Genomic DNA, 21,386 nt, shown 5'->3' with positions numbered 1-21,386 from the left:
CGCTGAGGGCTGAGGGCTGAGGGCTGAGGGCTGAGGGCTGAGGGCTGAGGGCTGAGGGCTGAGGGCTGAGGGCTGAGGGCTGAGGGCTGAGGGCTGAGGGCTGGGGGCTGGGGGCTGTTGACGGTGACGCCCTGGACCAGGCAGTGGGCGCCTACTTGGCCGACCGGCACCGTGCCCGCCCTGGCACCGTCGCCCTCCGCGCCCGGCCGGCCGCGCGTGATCGCTGTCGACGGCAAAGCACTCAAGGGATCAGCCCGTCTCACCGCGACGCACCGGCATCTGCTCTCCGCGGTCACTCACGGCACCGTCGTGACCCTCGCCCAGGTGGAGGTCGGCGCGAAGACAAACGAAACCACACACTTCCGGCCGCTGCTGGCACCGCTGGACCTAACCGGCACCGTCGTCACCTTCGACGCCCTGCACACGGTCAAGGCGAACATCTCCTGGCTGGTCGAGACCAAGAAGGCCCACTACATCGCCGTGATCAAGACCAACCAGCCCACCGCCCACCGTCAGCTCACGGCCCTGCCATGGCGGGGCATCCCCGTCCAGCACACCGCCTCCGGGACCGGACACGGACGCCGCGAGTCCCGCTCGATCAAAACCTGCGGGATCGCCGACGAACTCGGCGGAATCGTCTTCCCCCCACGCCTGCCTGGCCATCCGAGTCCACCGCCGCCGCAAGCAGACCGACCGACGTGAGACCCGTGAGAGTGCCTACGCCGTCACCAGCCTCGACGCCCACCAAGCCGGCCCCGCCGACCTGGCCGCCGCGATTCACGGGCACTGAGGAGTGGAGAACTCCTCGCACCACATCAGAGACGTCACCTTCGCCGAGGACGCCTCCACCGTCCACACTGGGACCGCACCCCGCGCGATGGCGATTTTCCGCAACCTCGCCATCGGCATGCTGAAAACCCTCGGAGCCGACAACATCGCCAAGACCACCCGGGCAATCCGCGACCAACCCCAACGAGCAATCCCGCTCCTGGGCATCACCAACAATCCGGACACCTCCGGAACTTGATCAAGCCCGTCAAATACACAGCTCCACTGTCCCGAAACCTCAAACGTAAATCAACTTCAAACACGCAACACTGGGGCCCCAATAGAAGGGGCGGAAGGGGTGAGCGGCTGCACTGGGGCATAAGAGGCTAACGGTCGGACCTTGTTAGCATTAATGCCGGGTTCGTTCGGCCGCGCGACAAGGGCCTTTGGAGATGATTAAGTAGCATAATAGCCTGGACGAAGTGCAAGAGATTCGTTTAAGATCTGATCAATATTCCGCCATGCGCCTGGCCCTTAGATCCGGTGGTAACGTCAATCGATTCCTGTGGAGACACTTATGCGTCGATTCACGATCAACAATCTCACGGTCAATCTGGGGGACGTTGAGGCGGAGCGCCAGGAGGTGGGTGGCTGCCCGCTCCACTCCTGTGGTTGGACCATAATTCTCGACCCGCCGTGCAGCCGCACCATCGTCGCCTGCGGTGGCTGCACGCTGCGGATCAGTGACTGCGGCCCGATTACCTCCTGCGGCCTGACTGCCTGCCATCCTGCGATCACTAATACCCAGATCTTGAATTCGTACGACGCAGACGACCTGGGCCTACTCCGCGCCGAGCTACAGCGAGAGCTGCAGGGAGTGGAGGCGAGCCTGGCTGACCTGGTGCCGCCGCCCGAACCGCGCACGGTCGAGGAAATCGAGGAGCTGGAGCGGCAGTTCGGTGAAGCGCTGACCGAGCTACAGCGCCGCAAATCCGAGCTGGGCAGCTCGGATTGACTGACTCCATAGGCAAGTTGGTGATCGCCGGCATGGTCGACGAGCAGGCGATCGCCTACGGGGCGGCGTTGCGGTCGACCGATGTGGAGTTCGTGGCCACTCGCCTGTACCGCTACAACACGGCGCCCGTCACCCGCCGCTGGCTGGCCAGCCTGCCGGACGGACCGGCCGTCGAGCGGTTCCTCGGTATCGAGCCGGGCGGCCGTGCTCGGGCGATGCTGGACAGCCGGTGGCGGCCGGTAGTGTTCCGGGACCGCGACCGGGGTTGGTCGGGCTGGGCGGCGACCGGCGAGCAGGCCACCGCACGCGGTGGCCGCCGGCGCCCGTTGAACAAGGTCTATGTGAGCCCGATGCCGGGGGAGAGTGGAGCGGCGGTGCACGCGGTGGTTGAGTCGCTCACGGGGGCTGGCATTCCGGTATCGCTGAAGTTGGCGTGCACCGCGAGGGGGTTGCTCCGTCCGGACAAGATGATGCTCTACTGCGCGGACGAAGCGACGCGGCGGCTGGTGGTCGACCGGCTGCGCGGACCGTTGCGTGGGATGCGGCCGCAGGGCGTACCCTTCACCGTGGTCGTCGATCCGGCGCAGCCAGGCGTGTCGTGGGGGCTTGATCCGCCGACCGCAGACGATGCCGACTCGCACAGTTGGCGGTCATGGATCGTGGCACAAATCGCTGCCGCGCTGGTTGAGGCCCAGCAGGAAGGTCTCGGTGAGCGCGCCGCCGCGTCGTTCGCCCGGGCGCGGCTGTCGGCGGCGGGAGTGGGTGCAGACTGGCGGCCTGTACAGGGTCTCTGGAGTATGCCGTGAGCGCGACCTTCGTGCTGCGGCCCGACATCCGGCTGGTGCCGGTGCGTGAGCTGGCCGACGATATCCGGGCCGGTCTGCCGGACAGCGATCCCACCGCGTACACATTGATCCGCGACCACTCCCGGATCCCATCCAGCCTCGTCGATGCGGAGGCGGTGGCGCTGATCCGGCAGTTCCGCGAGCCGCGCAGCCTCACCGAAGCGGTGCTGTGCTACAGCCTGGCCCGTGGGCTCGATCCCAGCGCCGTACTGGAAGAGTCTTACCAGCTGCTCATGGCGCTAATCGTTGCGGAGGATCTGGTGGACCCCGGGCGGGCCCAGCCAGTCCGGGCGACCCTCTCCGAGGACGAGGATGTTGCTGGCTTTCGCGTCGTGCGATGCCTGCGGTTGCTCGACGATTCCGAGGTGTACGCGGTGGAATCGGGCGACCGCCTCGGGGCGCTGAAACTGGCCCGCGCCGACACGGCGTTCGGTGCCGCTGCGGTGCGTCGGGAGGCGGTCGTGCTAGCCCGGCTGGCGGGTGTGGCGGGCCCGCCCCTCATGGCACAGGGCATGCACCAGGACCGGGCCTACGTCGTCTCCGCTTGGGTCGATGGCCTGGACGCGCACCGCGCTGCGCAGCTCGCCCGAAACGACGACTCCGCCCTACTCGACCTCGTCGTCCGGGTTGCCGCCGCGTACGCACAGTTGCACGCGTACGGCGTCCTGCACGGCGACGTGCACCCGGCCAACCTACTGATCAGCGACACCTGCGTCACGGTGATTGACTTCGGCCTGGCCCAGGTCGCAGGTCTGCCGGAGCCGGAGCGCGGCGGCGTCGGCCCGTTCGCCGACCCCGACTTCGCGGCGGCGCTGGTGGCTCGCCGCCCGCCGCCGCCAGTGACCGCGGACGCCGAGCAGTATGCCGTTGCCGCGCTCCTCTACTACCTGGTCACCGGTGAGCACTACGGCAACTTCTCGTGGGATCGCCCAGTCATGCTGCGCCAAATCGTGGAGCAGGTGCCGATGCCATTCGTGCAGTGTGGCCGGGCGCCCTGGCCAATGCTGGAGACGGCGCTTGCCCGAGCGTTAAGCAAGGAACCGGGTCGACGTTACCCGTCGATGGCGGACTTCCAGGAGGCGCTGCGCGCGGCCGTTCCTGCACGGAGACGAGTCAGCGCGAAGACCCCCGGCCTGACGGAGCGGTTGCTCGCGGAGGCCGGTTACGGCGGCCCGATGCTGGCCCGGGACGCGCTGCCGAGTCCGACGGCGTCGGTCACCTATGGTGCGGCTGGCGTCGCGTACGGCCTGTACCGGATGTCGCTGACAGGCCCGGTGCCGCAGCTGCTGGCCCTGGCTGACGCATGGTCGTGGCGGGCCCTCGCGCTAGCCAGCACAGAAACCGGCTTCGCGAATTCCGAACTGGAGATCGGGCCGGCCACGGTCGGGACCGTCGCCCCGCTGCACACCCGCAGCGGTGTGTTCGCGGTGCGCGCGCTGCTAGACGTAGCCTACGGCGACGCCGACGCGGCGGACGACGCCGTGCGCTCATTCATCGCCGCGACCGCTAGCCCGTGCGATGACATCGACCTGACGCTTGGCCGTTCCGGCGTGCTGCTTGCCCAGACTGCGCTACTGGAGGCGACCGGCTTGCCAGCACTGGCCGAGGCTGGCGCCGCGACCTGCGACGACGTGCTACACCGGTTGGCCGCCAGCCCGGACCTGCCGTTCCTCGGCATCGCGCACGGTGTGGCAGGCGTACTGTACGCGCTCCTGCGCTGGTGCGCGGCGACCGGGCAGTCGGTGCCACTAGCCTCCCGGAGCCGTCTTGACGAACTGGCGGCGCTCGCCCAACGGGATCGCGGCGCGGCCCGCTGGCCGGTGCACTCGCCAGGTCGCGGGCCGGTCAGTTATGCGACCGGTTGGTGCCACGGCAGCGCCGGATACGTCCACCTGTGGATCCTCGCTGCCCGGTTGCTGGACCGACCCGACCTGCTGGACCTAGCCGCGCAGGCGGGCGCGGCGGTGCGGATCGCCCGCCCCGCGAACCTGTCGCTCTGTTGTGGATTGGCTGGTCAGGCGTACAGCCAGCTCGCACTGTACCGGGCGACCGGCGACGAGGCGTGGCTGGCCAGTGCGTGGTCGCTAGCGGCCGCGTCCGAACGGATCAGTACGGCGGGCACACCGCACCCGTTCAGCCTCTACAAAGGTGAACTCGGTGTCGCCGTGCTGCTCGCCGACCTCGCGGCGCCCGCGTACGCAGCCATGCCGTTCTTCGAGTCTGGGGGCTGAGCCACAACGAGGACATATCCGGTCCAGGACCTCACGAACGCCCGCCGGGTCAGCCTGCGCACGCCCACGGCCGGATCACCAATAAGAACGGCGGATGGTGACCAGCAGTGCACAACCACAAAATGGCCGGTGCCGAGCCACCCTCCCAGATGCGCGATCAGCGGCAGCGGAAGGTCGGCCATGGATTCGTAGGGGCCGCGGAGGCCCACGGCGGCCAGCCCGAGGCTACGTGCACCGCAGACCAGGGCAAGCAGATCGGTGCCGCGGCGGTTGAGCGGTACTGCCCGGGCGAGTCGGCTGGCGTCGACCCGGCGACTGTAGTAAGCCACCACGGTCGCCAGCGCCGCCCGGCCGCAGTCGTTTCCCTGGAGCTGCCGCTCCACCATAATCAGAAGCGGCCCTTAATCCCGATGTAGCGCAGGCCGATGACCACATGGTCCTTGGCCCATTTCGCGGCGGACTTCACCCGGCTCCAGATGGACCGCCCGCCGCGGATCCGCCGGAGCTCGTCGTCGGGGACAGGAACGAATCGCGGTGCCATGACACCCCCAGACTCACACAATGTCACCGCAAGTTAACACCGCTTCGACCATCATCGCCATCGGTCGCGAGAGGGTTCATTTCAAATGCCAGAACCTGCATAGATCAGAGCACGAACCCCTGCTCCAGGGGTCCGCGGCGTACAAGCGGGCTCAGGGAACCCAGGGGTTATTCCTTATTTGTGCCTGTGTGGGCTGCACCCCCTTTTGTCGCTTCCAGGTGCATTAGCCCTCGCCGTTTCGGTTGGGGTGATGAGACGTCGTTGATCGCCAACTGCCGGGTGGGCGGGGGTGTTTTCACCGCTTGGGCATTGCGGCGTCCCGGCGCGCTGGTCGGGTTCTCCAAGGTCTTTCGGGTTGTGGGCGGGCAGGGGCTTGCCGGTCAGCCGGCGGGTCGGGGCAGTGCGGCGAGGCGGTGGAAGGCCGTGGCGAGTTCATGTCTCCAGGGCAAGGTCGCCGATATCCGCAGGCGCAGGCGACGGCCGCCGCGGGTGAGGCGGGCGGCGGACCTCCTCGCCTCCAGCCGCCGCGTGGGCGAACGGATCGAACAACTCGTGGGCCGCTCCCCCGACTTTCCAGCGTGGCTCTTCCACTCAGGCGAACAACAGGAGGACGGTCCAGAGCCGTTCGCCCGCATCGGGAAAGCGCTCCTGACCCGGCTCGAACTCGATGACGAAGAGGATCTCGTTGAGAACGAAGGACAGAACGACAGGCTGGGGGACAAGGCACCTCCTACCCGCAACTCCACAGTGGTCGTCATCACTGCGCTCGCCATCGAATACCGGGCGGTACGCGCACACCTGACGGACATCGAGAAGCGGGTCCACCCGACCGGCACCCGAGCCGAGATCGGCCGACTCCCGGGCACCCCAGGCACATCGCCCTCCTGGAGATGGGCGAGGGGACACGCGGAGCCGCAGCGCTCACCGAGCGGGCGATGTCCTGGCTGGACCCGGAAGCGGTCCTCTTCGTCGGCGTGGCGGGCGGGCTGAAGGAGGACGTCGGCATCGGCGACGTCGTGATCGCGACGAAGGTGTACGCCGTCCATGGAGGCAAAGAAGCCATCGAGGGCTTCCCCTACCGCCCGGAAACATGGCACACCCCGCACCACCTCGAACAGGCGGCGCGCCACGCCCTGCGGGGACAACAGCACATCCACTTCAGGCCGATCGCCGCAAGTGACGTAGCCCTCGCCGACTCGTCCTCTCCCCTCGCCCAGCGCATCCGCCGGCGCTTCAACGACGCCGTGGCCACCGAGATGGAGGTTTCCGGTGTCGCCCACGCGGCCCATCTGGCTGGTACGACGGGCGCGTTGATCATCCGGGGGATCAGCGACAAGGCGGACGCGGGTAAGGCCGACGCGGACGCACAGGGCACCCAGCAGCTGGCCGCAGCGCATGCGGCCGAGGCAGTTGTCGCCGTTCTGAGGGAGTTGGAGCCGAAGCCGCCCCGCACACCCGGCTCCACCCCGGCAGCGTCCCCCGACCCCGCCCATAACCGCACCCACGGCCCGGTTCCGGTCGCCACCACCGTTCTCCCGCCCCGCCCCCTCGGCTTCACGGGCCGATCGGCAGAACTGGGCCGCCTACTCCCCCGCCTCGCGCCCACCCCGGACGGCTCCGGCACATTCCCCGTCCTCATCTTCGCCGTCACCGGAATGGGCGGCATCGGCAAGACGGCACCAGCGATCGAGGCCGCCCACCAGGCATGCTCCCAGGGCTGGTTCCCGGGCGGCGCCTTTTTCGTGGACCTGCGCGGCTACGACGACAACCCCGTCACCGCCGACCAGGCAGTCCTGTCCCTGCTCGACGCACTCGGCGTGCGCGGCTCGGATCTTCCAAAAACGACAGCGCGCCAGTACGACAAGTACCGCCAGCTCCTCTCCGAACGGCAGGATCGCACCCTGCCCATCTTCGACAACTCCTCGGACCCGTCCCCACTCCTCCCCGGCACGGACCACCACCGGGTACTGATCACCTCCCGGGACCGCCCAGACGCCCTCCCCGTCCGCCTCGTCGACCTCGAAACACTCACTCCGGACGAGTCCGTCACCCTCGCGACCCGCGCCCTGCACGACACCGACGACCGCCCGGCACGCGAACCGGACGCGCTGCACGAACTGACGTTCCTGTGCGGCCACTTGCCCGTCGCCCTCCAGATCGCCGCCGGCATGCTACGCAGGCGCAGACACCGTCCCATCGCCTCACTGGTGACCGAGATCAAAGAGGCCGGGGACACCACCGCCGTACTCGACAGCGGCAGCCCCGGCAGCGATCTGTACGGCCGCTCATTCGCCCTCCGGCCCGTACAGGAGACCTCGTACCGCCGGCTGCCGCCCGACCAGGCCCGGCTGCTCCGCTTGCTCGCCCTCGCCCATGGCGCCGAGACCGGCACGGAGGCCGTGGCAGCCCTGACCGACCTCGAGACGGAGGCCGCCCAGACTCTGCTGGAGAACCTGGCCACGATTCATCTGGTCACACCGGTCCGGAGCCTCGATGACCCGGCCTCCGGCGTGCGGTGGCGGTTGCATGACTTGATGCGGGCGTTCGGGGTGGGTGTCGTGGCGGGGGATGTGGGGTTGCGGGAGGAGGGGGAGGCAGCGCGGGAACGGGTACTGGAGTTCTACCACCGGTGGGCGTATGCGGCCGATGGCCGGCTGCGAAGGCTGCCGGGGATAGCAGAGCCCTAGCGGTTCTCGGACCGGGAGCAGGTGTTGACGTGGCTGGACGGGGAGCGGGCTGGGCTGGTGGCAGCGGTGCAGTGGGCACGGGAGGAGCGGTTCGCGGACACGGCGATACGGCTGTCCCACCGCCTGGGGGAGCATCTCGCCTGGCGGCGGTACTTCGACGACTGGATCACCGTCGCCGATACCGCCCGAGAGGCCGCCCATCGTGCTGGGGACCGCCTTGGCGAGGCTTTCGCATGGGACGACCTCGGCAACGCCCTGCAGGAGGCACGCCGGGCGGAGGAGGCCATCGACGCCCACGACCTGTACCAGGAGGCCGACGACCGCCGCGGCGGGGCCAATGCATGGAATAACTTCGGCCTCACCCTGGGGGATGCGGGCCGGGTAACGGAGGCGATCGAGGCGTACAGCAGGGCCCTGGAGATCTACCAGGAGTTCGAGGACTGGTACAGGGCAGGTCAGGCCCTCCATAACCTGGCCACCGCCCCGCTGAGGCCCGCGCCCACTACCTCCAGGCAGCCGATGCCTACACCCGCGCTAACGCCCCGCCGAAGCAAATCACTCACGCTCTTACGCAGAAGAACTCAGTTGACGTCAACAATGCGAGGCTTACCCTCGACGACGGCACCGTTGAGATCGCCCACGAAGCACACCTCACTGCCTGGCCCTAGCTGCGCGGGTGGCTTCGCCGTGCTGTCGGCAGTCGCGGAGAATCTTGTAGTTCTTCATCCGGTCGATCACATGCTCCACGCGGGCGCCGACCTTGCGGTGGACTTCGCCGACGGCGACCGTTGCCGTGCATCAAGACCGTGTGAGGCGAGTAGTCACACACGGAACAGCCTATCGGTGTGATCGACGAACGTGGCGAGGCAGAGCTTCGCTGACTCAGGGCTGATCAGGGCGGCCGCCAGCAGCAGGTCCGCAGTGATGCCGCAGGCGAGCCCTTTACCCAAGAGGCCGGGAGTACGCTCCGGAGCGGCTGTGGCGGCGAGACGGGCCAATGTGCCGAGAGCACGGGCACGCATCTCGGTCGGTAGCTGCTGCGCCGCGCGCTCGGCGGTGGTCCACAATCCCGCCTGCGCTGCTGTCACGAGCAAGTCGTACGTCTGTCGTTGCTCGCCTTCCCATCTCCGCCAGGCCGCAGCCCCGTACCCCGTGGGATTAGGCGGTGGCGGTACGCGCTCGACCAGCACAATCGCGCTGTCCGCGTCGACCTTGGCGACGGTCTCCACCAGGTGGCGAAGCACCAGGGACAGGTCGTGAATGTGGGCCCACACCGGGCCGTCCTCCAGCAGTCCCAGGTCCCTGGCCGGTTGCACGTTCCCCAGTTCGGCATGTAGCTGGGCGCAGGTGATCAGACCCTCGCCCTGGAGCCGCGGATCACGCTCGCATCGCACATGTGCGTCATAGGTGTCCAGCAGCGTGCGTGCTCTGTCCGTCTTCCCCGCTTCATGGTGGGTGCGGATCACCGAAGGGAGAATTGCGCGCCAGGTTTTGCGGTGGCCGCGCAGAGCAAGTGCCTCGGCACCCGAGATCAGCTTGTCGTAGCGGACCGAGTCGCGCAGCAACAGCGCTGTAGACGCCAGATGGCACAGGATGCGGCCGGCACCGTCGAGGGAGACGACCCAGTCGCAAATACGTTCCGCGCGGTCGATCCCGTCGATGGCACCGGAGGCGATGCCTACCTGCGCGCAGTGTCGTGCATAGACGGACCAAGCCCACACCCGGGACTCCGGCAGCATGAGGCTGTCGGCGAGCAGACGTGCACTTTCGTCGAGACCGGCATCGACACAGCCAGCCACCGCGGTGACGATGGCAGTCTCCACATGCGAGGCGAGATCCCACTCCTCGCCTTCGCAGTAGGCCAGGTAGGTCTGCAGAAGCTCGAAACCCGCATCCTCCATGCCGAAGCCGAAGGCTGTGTCCAGCGCGCTGGCCACCACATGTGCGGTCGTCAGCCTGTCCGGATGGGCGCTGGCCAGGAGATTGACTCCCTCCGCCCAGAGATCGGGGTCGTCGGCCCAGATCTCGGAGATCCTTTGCTGGCAGTGAGCGGACAGGACATCGTGTTTCACCTGACCAAGGAAGTTTCGCGCCAGTTCCGCCTCCTTGGCGTCTGCCGCCCCCAGTGCCGCGGCAGACTTCCTCAGTACTCTCGCCTCGTGATCGAAGCCGTCATCGTTCCCTTGTGTGATGGTGTGTCGAGCCATGCTGTCGAACTGGTTGGTCCGGATCATGAGGCTGACAAGGTCGGCGAATGCTTCCATCGCCTCTTGGTCGCCGCTCCAGCAGTAGGAAGGATCGTGCTCGTGCACGCTCTCAGCGCACCGACGCTGCGCGGCCTCCAGGACGTCGCCCATCTTGGGGTGCTCCGGGTGTTCCTGCACGAAGACCAGAGCGATCTCCGCCAGAGCCTCACGTTGAGCCCGTCCACCGATGTTGGAGACTCCGAGAACGCTGTACAGGTTGAGTGCCTCGATCAGGCCGAGGAGTGCGTCAACGTCGCCACGCTCCGCTGCCGCTCTGGTGAGCTGCCACAACTCCATACGGTCGGTGTCCTGTCCGGGTCGGCGCCGCCGCTCCCAGGCCGGCCTGTCTGCACGCCCACGTGCCAGGAACAAGAATTGCGTATATAGGTCTTTGGACCACGTCGCTTCCGGAGGCACGGGCGCCGGATCCATCTGCGGGATCCCGAAACTGCCGTCCTGGAGTGCACCTAGAACCGACGACGCGGCACCCGCGCTGAGGACTCGATGCGCTGTTGCCGCCAAAAGCGCACGCAGATCAGTCATGTCCTTGTCGTGGCAGTCCTTCAGCATTTCTATCGCCGTGTCCAGGAGGCGTCGGGCATGAGCGCGCTCCGCGCGCTGGTGTGCCAGGAGACAAAGGTAGGTCATGAGCCGTACGCGGTGATCCGGCTCTTCCAGATGAAGCGCGATGCGCTCCGCTCGGGCCAGGTGCCCGGCCTCTGCCCACGCCCGCCCCAGGTCCGCAGGTAAGCCAGTCACCGGGCGTCGTAGCTCCTCCAGGTCCAGCGCACGCCTGGTCATCCGCAGCACGGGGGGATGGGGCGAGGCGGCCAGAGCGGACAGATAACGCTCATTGTCCTCCAGTAGCCCTAGATGCGAACCAGTGCGGTGGCGCAGCAGGACCGCCCACCGCTCGGACTCCAGTAGCTTTCCCCACGTATCGAGTTTGCCGGAGAGTTTCAGATAGCCCGGGTACAGCTCGGTGACCCAGCGGGGTGTTGCATCGGGCCAAGCATCCGCCCACGTGCGGACCGCCGTCTCTATCGCACCGTCGAGAACCGTCCGCCGCTTCTTGTCCATGTCCTTCAGGAATGCCTCGCGCAACGTGTCGTGGGCGAAGGCGAACACCGTCGCGCCGCAACGGTCGCTTGCGTGCACCAGACGCCGGACCGGCGGGGACGTGAGCACTCGCGTGACTTCACGCTTCGTCAAGTCGCAGTCCATGAAACCGCTCAGCGTGTGGAGGTCCTCCGTGTCCAACGGTCCTAGCAGGGCTATCTGTCCGAGAAGTACATGAACGGGAGTGGTATCGCTCTGACTCAGGACATCTGCCATGTCATGGCTAGCTTGCTGCTCGGCTGTGCGGGCGCGATCCGTGGGAAACAAGACCACTCGCACCGCTCTCAAATGCGGCGGAGCGAAGTCCACGCCTTCGTCCCGTGGTTCGGCGAACGGGAACGACTCCACAGGAGTCCGGCTAAAGAGCAGCACGTGTGTGCCTTTCTGATGTCCGCCGGGAAGTGACGCCAGCAACGCATCGGCGTCCTCCATTTCGTCGATCCCGTCGATGAGCAGAACCAGATGGCGTCCTTGCCCACGGGACTGATCCAGCGCTCGTGTCCACAGCGAGTGGAACCGTTCCATCATGGGATCCGGAGCCGAGGGATCACCCACGAGGGCCGCGAGTTGGTCGTTGACCGCGGACCAGAGCTCGGAGCGTGGCACACGACGGACACGGGAGCAGAAGTACGACACGACGTCCACGTCGGGCGGTGGGTCGCAGGCGAACGCCGCTGCCAGAGACGTCTTGCCCGACCAGGGCGGTCCGGTCCACAGCGCGAAGCGGCTCGACGAACGTGCCCAGTCGGCCAGTTCATGCCACTCATGCTCTCGGTCCTCAAGCCGTCCGGTCCTGCGCGTCAACTCCTCGGCCGTTGCTGTGTAGAAGGACCGCCGCCGTGCGATCGGCAGCGTGCCCGCAGAATCCTCGTCCGCGGACAGCACGACACCTGCCCCTGCCAGCAGATGCCGCAGGGCCACGCTGTTGGACCGAGGCTCTCCTAATGGCCGTCCCTGATGCGCGACGGTGGGCTGTTCATGCCCCGTCGCGAGAGCGACGGGCACAGCGATCAGTTCCTGACGCCCGCCCCGGGTCACAGCCTCAACGACCACGGCGATGAGGAACCCGAACGCAAAGACTGGCGCACCCGACATGCCCTGCCAGGACCCGTGTCCGCCTTCTGAGCTCTCCACGCAAAGGCGAAGCCTGCGATCACGTACGGACGTCGACAGTGGTACGTGCGCCTGCACTTCGAACGCGTCGACATACGGAAGAGGAGGATCACCCAGCCGTCCGCGGGCGAGGCGGGGGAAGCCCAACGCCGTGCACCGCATCACGGCCCCGCCTCCTTCCCGGTGCACGCGGGCCAGGCGGACGCCGGGGGCCTGAGGGAGTGCCGCGCGATCAGCGTCGGCCAGTCGCAGCACCGCGATGTCGGTGAAGGTTCCCTCACTGCGCCAGCACACCTGTGCTGACACGATCGGGCTTCCGGGCGCTAGCCCGAACTGGATCTCTACCTCTTGGGAATCGCCCACCACATGCCGAGCTGTCAGGACCAGGCCGTCGGCGATCATGCAGCCGGTGCCGCGAAAAACGAAAGGGTCCTGCCGCGTCGTGCGGCAACGCACAGCCACCACGCAGCGTGCCGGGTAGTCGTCGAACGTTGTGATCCCACCGCTCATCTACTCATCCTCCGCTGGGCAAAGACCACCGGCCAGACTGGTGTCAGAGGCTCTCCTCGGCCTCGGGGTACCGCACGAGAGTCCCCTCCTGAGGCAGCAAGGTCATACGAACCCGTTGGGTGCGCGCAGAACTCCTCCTGACACCCGTCCCCGCCTCCGTCACCCAGAACCGCAGCCCGGCCCTGCCGTCGGCCTCACGCGTGGTGCAGACGTCAAACTCGAGGTCGATCGGCCCCAGCTCGAACTTCAAGGACTCATCCTCGGCCGCCTCCTGAGCCGCACGCAGCTCAGCACGCAGTCCCGTCAGCCAGTCCGCGAGCGGTATGTCCCCCGCACTCTTGGCCACAGTTCCCCCTCCGCCAGGCATCCAGGATGTCATTCACTGCTCGCTACGGACGTACGCCAAACCTCGCACGAACGTAAATACGCCGTGACTCAGCCGAGCCAAGCGTCCAGCGGGGACTGCGCACCACAGCCGTTCACAGCCAGTCCCGATGCGCCGAAGATCACGTGTGTCGGCAACAGGTGAATCACCCGTCGCCGACATCACTATTCACCTCGGCGTTCTGGTCCGTTGGGGCTCCATCCCAATACATGTATGCCTTGAGCTCGTCTGGCGTCGGCTCCCTTGGAGTTGGCATCTCCGGAAGCCGGTTCAAGGGGTCGATCGCACGCACGAATCCACCTGCCCACTCCAACCAGCGTCTGGCCGATTCCCAGAGCCAGCTCCTCCACGGCGCTGCCCGGTCCGGCGAGACGACGTTCCAGAGCATCGCAATACTTACCGAGTACGGCGACCTCCTGCCAGCGTCCGGCCTCCTCGCGAAGCACCTCGGCGAGTTGATCCCTAACAGCTCGCTTCTTGGCCTCCTCCATGGCCGTCCGCCAGCGAACTTCACGCTCCGCCCTGGCCCGCTCCTCGCTCTCCCTGCGCCGAGCGCCCTCCAGCGCTCGCACCTCGATCTCCCCGAGAATTACGCCCAAGGCATCCTCAAGCACCCGCGCCTTTACCCTCGCCGCACCGCCTCGGCAGCCAGCGCCTGCAGCATCAGGAGCAACCGGCGACGGAGCACAGGCGGAATCACCCAGCTGCCCCTCGTCGTCCCTGAGCGCAGCCACAGCTGGATGGAGGGAACTCAGTCGCACGGGGACCGGGACCACCGACGCGTGGTCCTTCGGCCGCTGGCTCCGTGAATTGGGATGTAAGCCCTCCGCAAAGCGGATCTCCAACCCATGCGCGCCGAATCGCTCCTTCTCGATGCGCTTGCCCTGCAGTTACAAGCCGTGTCGCTTCGCGTAATCGACGACGCGCCGCCACTCCACGACCTCGTCGTCATCGGGGTCGACGAGACGGACACACCCCTCAGCAATCAGCCGCTCGATCAACTCCTGCGCCTTCGCCTGTCGAGCGCGTACGACGGGCCGCTCACTGTAGGGCGTTAGGTTGCGCTTTCGACCCGTTGCTTCGCACCGTCCTCCCCCCTTTGCGGGCGGCGGAGGTCCGGGGGACGCCACCTGGACACTGTCGTCCGTGAACGCCGGGTCGTCGGGATCTCGAGGGTACGGCGCCTGAAAGGCGCCATCCGCCATACCTGTTGACCGCGAGATCACACAAACGCCCCTCGATGCCGCTCAGGCGGGCCTTGGCCGAGTCGCGTAGAACGCCACGGCAGAAGCAGCTGCCACGTTGAGGGAGTCGATCCCGGCGGACATGGGAATGCGCACCCACTCATCCGCTGCCCGCAGGGCGTACGTAGACAGTCCGTGCCCCTCCGACCCAAGCATGATGGCGCACCTCTCGAAGCGCTTCGGGTCCAGCCGGTCGAGCGGGGTCGCCTTCTCGTCCGGAGTCATGGCGAGGATGTCGTACCCGGCCTCGCGCACGAGGTCGAGCCCCGCCGGCCATGCGTCGAACCGAGCGTAGGGGACCGAGAAGACGGCACCCATCGACACCTTGATCGCTCGCCGGTACAGGGGGTCCGCGCAGTCCGGTGACAGCAGGATCGCCCTGATGCCCAGAGCAGCGGCACTACGGAAGGCAGCCCCAAGATTCGCATGATCAACGAACCCCTCGAAGATCGCGATCCGCTGACCTGCATCATCTTGTAAACCCGAAGCGAACATCGCGCCGATGTTGGTGTGGTCGTTGACCGACTCCATGACGACCACGCGGCGCGCGGTCTGTAGGAGCTCGTCCGCGGTCGGGAGCGGTTTGCGCTGCATGGAGGCGAGCGCTCCGCGGTGTACGTGGTAGCCGGTGACCTGTTCGGCGAGCTCAGGGCTGACCGCGTACACCGGGGCCGGGAGTTCGTCGATGACGTCGCGCATGACGTCGACCCACTTGGCGGAGAGCAGCATCGAGCGCATCTCGTACCCGGCGTCCTTGGCCCGTCTGATGACCTTCTCGCCCTCGGCGATGAACAGGCCCTCGGCGGGTTCGCGCTTGCGGCGCAGTTCCACGTCGGTCAGGCCCGTGTAGTCGCGCAGACGCGGGTCGGCGGGGTCCTCAACGGTGATGAGATCGGCCACAGGGTGATACTGCCTTGTCCTGGGTGCGGTGCCAACGGCTGGGAAGGTGTTGTGTTACCGGGGGTTACTGCTTGGGGTTCTCAGGGTCTACGACTTAAGGCTCCCGGGGTCTACTGCTTGACGTTCCCTGGGCCCACGTTCACGACCGCGCCGATGACGATGACCGCAGGGGGCTTCACGTCCTGCGTGCGGGCGGTTTCCGCGACCGTCTCCAAGGTCGCGTCGACGCGGCGCTGAGCTGCCGTCGTGCCCTCCTGGACCAGGGCGACGGGGGTGTCGGGCGCCTTGCCGTTGTCCATGAGCGTGCGGGCGATGGCGCCGATCTTGTCGACGCCCATGAGCACGACGAGCGTGCCGCGCAGTTTGGCGAGGGACTGCCAGTCCACCAGGGAGCGTTCGTCGTCGGGGGCCACATGGCCGCTGACCACGGTGAACTCGTGGGCGACCCCGCGGTGTGTGACCGGAATGCCCGCGGCGCCCGGGACCGAGATCGAGCTGGAGATACCGGGGACCACCGTGCAGGCGATGCCCGCTTCGGCGAGGGCCTGGGCCTCCTCCATACCGCGGCCGAAGACGAAGGGGTCGCCGCCCTTCAGCCGTACGACCGACTTGCCCTGCTTGGCGTGCTCGATCAGCGCGTTGTTGATGGCCTCCTGGGCCATGAAACGGCCGTACGGGATCTTCGCCGCGTCGATCACCTCGACATGCGGCGGGAGTTCGGCGAGCAGGTCACGCGGGCCGAGGCGGTCTGCGATGACCACGTCCGCCTCGGCGAGGAGGCGGCGGCCGCGGACCGTGATCAGGTCCGGGTCGCCGGGGCCGCCGCCGACCAGGGCGACACCGGGGGTGCGGGTGCGATGGTGCGGAGCCACGAGAGTGCCGTCGCGCAGTCCTTCGACCACCGCGTCGCGGATCGCGGCGGTGCGGCGGGGGTCGCGGCCCCGGGCGTCCGTCGTGAGGACCGCCACGGTGACGCCCTCGCTGTGGCCGGTGGCCGGGGTCCACGCGGTCGCCGCGTCGGCGTCGTCCGAGCGGACGCACCAGACACGGTGATGTTCGGCTTCCGCGGAGGCTTCGGCGTTCGCCTTGCGGTCACGAGTGGCGATCAGGACGTACCAGGTGTCCGCCAGATCGCCGTCCTCGTACGGGCGCTTCGTCCAGGTGATCTCGCCCGCGTCCGCCATCGCTTCTACGGAGGGGGTGGCCTCCGGGGACACGAGGTGGATGTCCGCGCCTGCCGCGATGAGCGCCGGGAGACGGCGTTGGGCGACCTGGCCGCCGCCGAGCACTACTACACGGCGGCCGGTGAGGCGGAGGCCTACGGGATAGGCGGGGTGTTCGGCCATGGCGGTGCGGCTCCTCGGGCGGGGCCGCTGCGCTCGGCTGGAGCGGCCTTGACGTGCTTGTTTCCGGGTGCGGTCCACGATACGGCGGGGGTGGTCCGGGTTCCTTCCCCAGGCCCGCCCCTTCCCGGAACCGAGGGGCTGCGCCCCCGGGCCCGGCCGCCGCCCTTGCGGCTACTTCTCCGTTACCCCGGCCGAATCGAACGTCGCCACCTCGTGCATCGCCCGCGCCGCGCTCTGCACCACGGGCAGCGCCAGCAGCGCGCCGGTGCCCTCGCCCAGGCGGAGGTCGAGGTCGACCAGGGGGCGCAGGCCCAGCTTGTTCAGGGCGGCCACGTGGCCCGGCTCGGCACTGCGGTGGCCGGCGATGCAGGCGGCCAGGACCTCGGGGGCGATGGCACGTGCCACGAGGGCCGCGGCGCCGGCGCTGACGCCGTCCAGGATCACCGGGGTACGCAGGGACGCGCCGCCGAGGAGGAGGCCGACCATGGCCGCGTGTTCGAGGCCGCCGATGGCCGCGAGGACGCCGATGGGGTCGGCCGGGTCCGGCTGGTGGAGCTCGATGGCCCGTCGTACGACCTCGGTCTTGCGGGCGAGCGTCTCATCGTTGATGCCGGTGCCGCGACCCGTCACCTCGGCCGGGTCGGTGCCCGTGAAGACCGAGATGAGGGCCGCCGACGGGGTGGTGTTGGCGATGCCCATCTCACCGGTCAGCAAGGCCTTGTTGCCCGCCGCCACGAGGTCGCGGGCCGTCTCGATACCCACCTCGATGGCCGCGATGACCTCCTCGCGGGTCATCGCGGGACCGGTCGTCATGTCGGCGGTGCCCGCGCGGACCTTGCGCGGCAGCAGGCCAGGCGTGGCCGGGAGGTCGGATGCGACGCCCACGTCGATGACGCAGACCTCGGCACCGACCTGGTTGGCGAAGGCGTTGCACACCGCGCCGCCGCCGAGGAAGTTGGCCACCATCTGGGCGGTGACCTCCTGCGGCCAGTGGGTGACGCCCTGGGCGTGCACTCCGTGGTCACCGGCGAAGATCGCCACCGCGGCGGGCTCCGGGATCGGCGGCGGGCACATCCGGGACAGGCCCGAGAGCTGCGCGGAGATGATCTCCAGCATGCCGAGGGCGCCGGCGGGCTTGGTCATCCGCTTCTGGCGTTCCCAGGCCTCGCCGAGCGCCTTGGCGTCCAGCGGACGGATGTTGGCGATCGTCTCGGCGAGCAGGTCGTGCGGCTCCTCTCCGGGCAGCGCGCGACGGCCGTACGTCTCCTCGTGGACGACCCAGGACAGCGGGCGGCGCTTGGACCAGCCCGACTGCATCAGCTCGGGCTCGTCCGGGAACTCGTCGACGTAGCCGACACAGAGGTACGCGACGACCTCCAGGTGCTCGGGGAGGCCCAGCGCGCGGACCATCTCGCGCTCGTCGAAGAAGCTGACCCAGCCGACGCCGAGGCCCTCGGCGCGGGCCGCGAGCCAGAGGTTCTCGACCGCGAGCGCGGAGGAGTACGGGGCCATCTGCGGCTGCGTGTGGCGGCCGAGGGTGTGGCGGCCACCGCGGGTCGGGTCGGCGGTGACCACGATGTTCACGGGGGTGTCGAGGATGGCCTCGATCTTGAGTTCCTTGAACTGCTTCGCGCGACCCTTGGGCAGCGACTTCGCGTACGCCTCGCGCTGGCGGGCCGCGAGTTCGTGCATCGAACGCCGGGTGTCGGCCGAGCGGATCACCACGAAGTCCCAGGGCTGGGAGTGGCCGACGGACGGTGCCGTGTGGGCCGCCTCCAGGACACGGAGCAGTACGTCGTGCGGGATCGGGTCGCTGCGGAAGCCGTTGCGGATGTCGCGGCGCTCACGCATCACACGCAGGACGGCCTCGCGCTCCGCGTCGTCGTAGCCGGGTGCCGCCGGGCCGGTGGACTCTCGTACGTCTGCCACTGCGGCCGTGCTCTCTTCCTGGTCGGCGCCCTGGGTGTCCAGGTCGTCCGCTTGCTGTGCGACTACGGTCTCCGGGGCCACCGGGAGCGGCTCCGGTACGGGTAGTGCCTGGACCTCTGCCGCTCCTTCGGCCTCTGCTCCCGATCCCTCCCCCTCTGCCTCTGCCTCGCGGGGCGCGGGCACGGGAGCGGCGAGCTCTGTTTCGACGGCGGGGGGCTGCGAGGTTCCCTCGGCGGGCTCGTCGGCCGTGGGCTGCTCCTCCGTGGGGAAGGGCGGCACCGTCATGGCGTGCGGCGGGGTCGGGGCGAGGTGCGGGGTCGTCGGCACCGTGCCCTCCACCGGCACGAACTGGCCGAGGGACTGGTCGGCGTGAGGGTGGTCGGCGTGAGGCTGGGCCGCGTGGGACTGGTCGGCGCGAGGCTGGGCCGCGTAGGGCTCGTTCGCGTGAGGCTCAAGCGGGGCGCCCGGGAGTTCGGACGGGACTGCCCCTTCGGTGGGACCGGGGCCGCGGCCGGAGAAGTGTTCGCCCTGGGCCTGGGCCTGACCCACAGCCGCGTGCGGCGCCTGCGCGTACGCGCCGACACCTGCCGGGACACCGTGCCAAGGCTCGGCCGCGGCCACCTCGGCGAACGCGGGGGGCGCGTCCACGGGGAGTACTTGCTCGTGTACCTGGGCCTGCGGCAGTGGCTGCGTCAGCGCGTGGTCGGGAGTGTTCGGAACCTCTGCGTGGGATCCCGTGTCCGTGAACTGGGCGGCGGAGTCCGGGACATGGCCGGTGGAGGCCCCCGGGAACTGGGCTGCCTGAGCCGCGAACCGTGGCGCCGGGGCCGCCACCTCAGCCGCCTCAGCCGCCTCCGGCTGATCGGCGCCATGGCCGACGGGATGCACGACCGCCGGGTCCGTGAACTGCGGCGAAGTCGCGCGCCCTCTGCGCACGTTCGGCTCGGGCGCGAAGAACTCGCCGTCCGAGGGGACCGGCGCCTGCGCGGCGAGGTGCGCGGGGGCGTAGACCTCGGCGGCGTACGCGTCGTCGTCCGCCGACTCCGGGGCGTGCGCTGTGTGCGGCGCCCCCGGGAACGGCGTCTCGTCCAGGTCCTGCGGGAGATCGGGGGCCAGTGATCCATCCGAGGAGGGCGCGGCCTCGGGAGCCTGCGCCGCCTCCGACACCTGAGAGGCGAAAGCGTCCTCCGCCTCCTCCGGCAACGGGGCGGCGGCCGAGGACTCGGGAACGGGCGCGAGCGACTGGGCCTCGACGCCGACCTGGGCTCGGGAAGCCTGCGCGAGCCCCGCGACCTGACCGGCTTCCGGTTCCTGGGGGACCTCAGCAAACGGCTGGGCCTCAGCCACGCCCTGGACCTGAACCTGGGAAGCCTGCGCGGCTTCCGGCTCCTCGGAGGCCGCCGCGAGCGCCTGGGCCTCCGCCACATCCTGCGCCCGGTCATGAGGAGCATGCTCGAAAGCGGGGGCGGCCTGGGCAGGCTCCACGCCCTGTGCCGTTTCCGGGACGACCGTTTCTGCAGCGGGCTGCTCCGGATCCGACGGCGGGGCGCCCCACGGCACCGCGCCCTGCGGCGGGGTCTCGGAGAGCTGTTGCACATCGAGGTACTCGGGCCCGACAGTCGGCGGCCCGGGCTGGCGTACGGGAGTTACGGGGGTGCTGAACGCGGCTCCGGCGGCAGGGCTCACCGGTGCGCCCGCGGGGCCGCGGTCGGCGAGCGAGCGCACCGGGCTCGCGGAGCCATCCGGGGTGGGCGGGCCGAGGTGCAGCGGGCGGCGGAGCGGCGGCTGCGGGGCCGGGGCGGGGTGCGGCACCCGGACGGCACCGAGGTCGACGGAGCCACTGTCCCGCCCGGCCGTCTCGTGCGGACCGGGCTCCTGCGGGCCCGGCTCGTGCAGAGCAGGTTCATACGAACCGGGTTCATGCGGACCCGGTTCATGCGGACCGGGCTCCAGTGAAGCGGGTTCCAGTGGAGCGGTTTCATGCGGACCCGGCTCGTGGGCGAACGGCATCGGGGCCGGCGGCGGCACCTCGTTGCCCCACGCGCCCTGTGCCCCCGGGGCGCCAGGCATCAGGAGCAGGTCGTCGTCATCGGTGGGGGTCTCGGAGGGGTCGAGGAAGGTGTACGCACCCGGCGCGAGGACGCCCGGCTGATCCACCATGCCTGCGTTCTCCGGCAGTCCCTCGCCCGGGACCTGGCCGGTGTCAGTCATGCGTACCCCTCGCCCATCGGTTAGTGCTTCCAAGTCCAGCTCGCCCGGAACGGCGCACCGACCGCCCCACGGTGAAGAACGAGCGCGCATGCCCAGCGGCACGAACGACCGACCAAGAAAGACGACAAAGCCATTAACTGGCATTATCCCGGTCGTTCCGCCCTAGCGACAGCTTGATCCGCGAGGGGCCGCTGTGGACTGCGCCACGTTGCGCGTCCTCCGGTTCCGCCGTACCACACACACCTCAAAACGGGCGCGTTTTCCGGACATTGGCCTACGAAAGGCTGATCCCCCGA

General features: G+C 68.7%; 14 protein-coding genes and 2 pseudogenes. 8 read left to right on the top strand and 8 right to left on the bottom strand.

All coding sequences use genetic code 11. The annotated features are described in order from the left end of the window. Positions 1-123 precede the first annotated feature (123 nt). The 5 genes from AB0N66_RS23235 to AB0N66_RS23215 all read left to right on the top strand — a co-directional run bounded on the left by AB0N66_RS23235 (position 124) and on the right by AB0N66_RS23215 (position 4,859). A complete protein-coding gene (locus AB0N66_RS23235; RefSeq protein WP_365438633.1) occupies positions 124-702 on the top strand; it encodes an ISAs1 family transposase in 579 nt (192 codons plus the stop codon). Positions 703-793: 91 nt separating this feature from the next. Next, positions 794-1,027, top strand: coding sequence for a hypothetical protein (locus tag AB0N66_RS23230; RefSeq protein WP_365438290.1), 234 nt, complete (start codon positions 794-796; stop codon positions 1,025-1,027). Positions 1,028-1,345: 318 nt separating this feature from the next. Continuing rightward, a complete protein-coding gene (locus AB0N66_RS23225; protein WP_365438287.1) occupies positions 1,346-1,783 on the top strand; it encodes a hypothetical protein in 438 nt (145 codons plus the stop codon). Between the two features lie 32 nt (positions 1,784-1,815). Further along, the gene (locus AB0N66_RS23220; RefSeq protein ID WP_365438284.1) at positions 1,816-2,589 is read left to right on the top strand and encodes a hypothetical protein; all 774 of its coding nucleotides are present in this window, start codon (positions 1,816-1,818) and stop codon (positions 2,587-2,589) included. Continuing rightward, entirely contained in the window at positions 2,586-4,859 is a 2,274-nt protein-coding gene (locus AB0N66_RS23215; RefSeq protein WP_365438281.1) for a lanthionine synthetase LanC family protein, read from the top strand. Before AB0N66_RS23220 ends, AB0N66_RS23215 begins: the two co-directional genes overlap by 4 nt. Here the strand turns inward: AB0N66_RS23215 and AB0N66_RS23210 are convergent. The 3 genes from AB0N66_RS23210 to AB0N66_RS23200 form a co-directional block, all read right to left on the bottom strand. After that, on the bottom strand, positions 4,769-5,245 hold the full coding sequence (locus AB0N66_RS23210; protein ID WP_365438279.1) for a cysteine peptidase family C39 domain-containing protein: 477 nt from the start codon (positions 5,243-5,245) through the stop codon (positions 4,769-4,771). The genes AB0N66_RS23215 and AB0N66_RS23210 overlap by 91 nt on opposite strands. Positions 5,246-5,247: 2 nt before the next feature. After that, positions 5,248-5,400: a hypothetical protein gene (locus AB0N66_RS23205; RefSeq protein WP_365438276.1), complete on the bottom strand. Its 153-nt coding sequence runs from the start codon at positions 5,398-5,400 to the stop codon at positions 5,248-5,250. A 591-nt stretch (positions 5,401-5,991) separates the two neighbouring features. Beyond that, on the bottom strand, positions 5,992-6,225 hold the full coding sequence (locus tag AB0N66_RS23200) for a hypothetical protein (protein WP_365438273.1): 234 nt from the start codon (positions 6,223-6,225) through the stop codon (positions 5,992-5,994). A gap of 65 nt (positions 6,226-6,290) precedes the next feature. On the opposite strand from AB0N66_RS23200, the pseudogene AB0N66_RS23195 reads away from it, so the two are divergent. Further along, positions 6,291-6,767: pseudogene (locus AB0N66_RS23195) on the top strand (5'-methylthioadenosine/S-adenosylhomocysteine nucleosidase); the annotation flags it as partial. A 288-nt stretch (positions 6,768-7,055) separates the two neighbouring features. Further along, positions 7,056-8,755: pseudogene (locus tag AB0N66_RS23190) on the top strand (regulator). Positions 8,756-8,908: 153 nt separating this feature from the next. Here the strand turns inward: AB0N66_RS23190 and AB0N66_RS23185 are convergent. Continuing rightward, positions 8,909-13,075 carry a trypsin-like peptidase domain-containing protein gene (locus AB0N66_RS23185; protein ID WP_365438270.1) on the bottom strand — a complete coding sequence of 1,389 codons (4,167 nt, stop codon included), beginning with the start codon at positions 13,073-13,075 and terminating at the stop codon, positions 8,909-8,911. Between the two features lie 43 nt (positions 13,076-13,118). Further along, entirely contained in the window at positions 13,119-13,421 is a 303-nt protein-coding gene (locus AB0N66_RS23180) for a trypco2 family protein (protein ID WP_365438267.1), read from the bottom strand. Positions 13,422-14,308: 887 nt separating this feature from the next. On the opposite strand from AB0N66_RS23180, the gene AB0N66_RS23175 reads away from it, so the two are divergent. After that, positions 14,309-14,518 (top strand): hypothetical protein, encoded by a 210-nt coding sequence (locus AB0N66_RS23175; protein ID WP_365438264.1) that lies wholly within the window; start codon positions 14,309-14,311, stop codon positions 14,516-14,518. A 189-nt stretch (positions 14,519-14,707) separates the two neighbouring features. Here the strand turns inward: AB0N66_RS23175 and AB0N66_RS23170 are convergent, their stop codons facing one another. The 3 genes from AB0N66_RS23170 to cobT form a co-directional block, all read right to left on the bottom strand. Further along, positions 14,708-15,604, bottom strand: a complete 897-nt coding sequence (locus AB0N66_RS23170; RefSeq protein WP_365438261.1) for an RNA methyltransferase — start codon at positions 15,602-15,604, stop codon at positions 14,708-14,710. 110 nt (positions 15,605-15,714) lie between these two features. Next, entirely contained in the window at positions 15,715-16,950 is a 1,236-nt protein-coding gene (gene cobA / locus AB0N66_RS23165) for a uroporphyrinogen-III C-methyltransferase (protein WP_365438258.1), read from the bottom strand. A 171-nt stretch (positions 16,951-17,121) separates the two neighbouring features. Next, complete coding sequence (gene cobT / locus AB0N66_RS23160; protein WP_365438255.1) at positions 17,122-21,090, bottom strand: nicotinate-nucleotide--dimethylbenzimidazole phosphoribosyltransferase; 3,969 nt, start codon at positions 21,088-21,090, stop codon at positions 17,122-17,124. Positions 21,091-21,386: the final 296 nt, after the last annotated feature.

The organism is Streptomyces sp. NPDC093544 (assembly GCF_040683495.1).
Classification (GTDB): domain Bacteria; phylum Actinomycetota; class Actinomycetes; order Streptomycetales; family Streptomycetaceae; genus Streptomyces.
The sequence above is the reverse complement of the archived record's forward strand: the minus strand, read 5'-3'. Positions and strand labels throughout refer to the sequence as shown.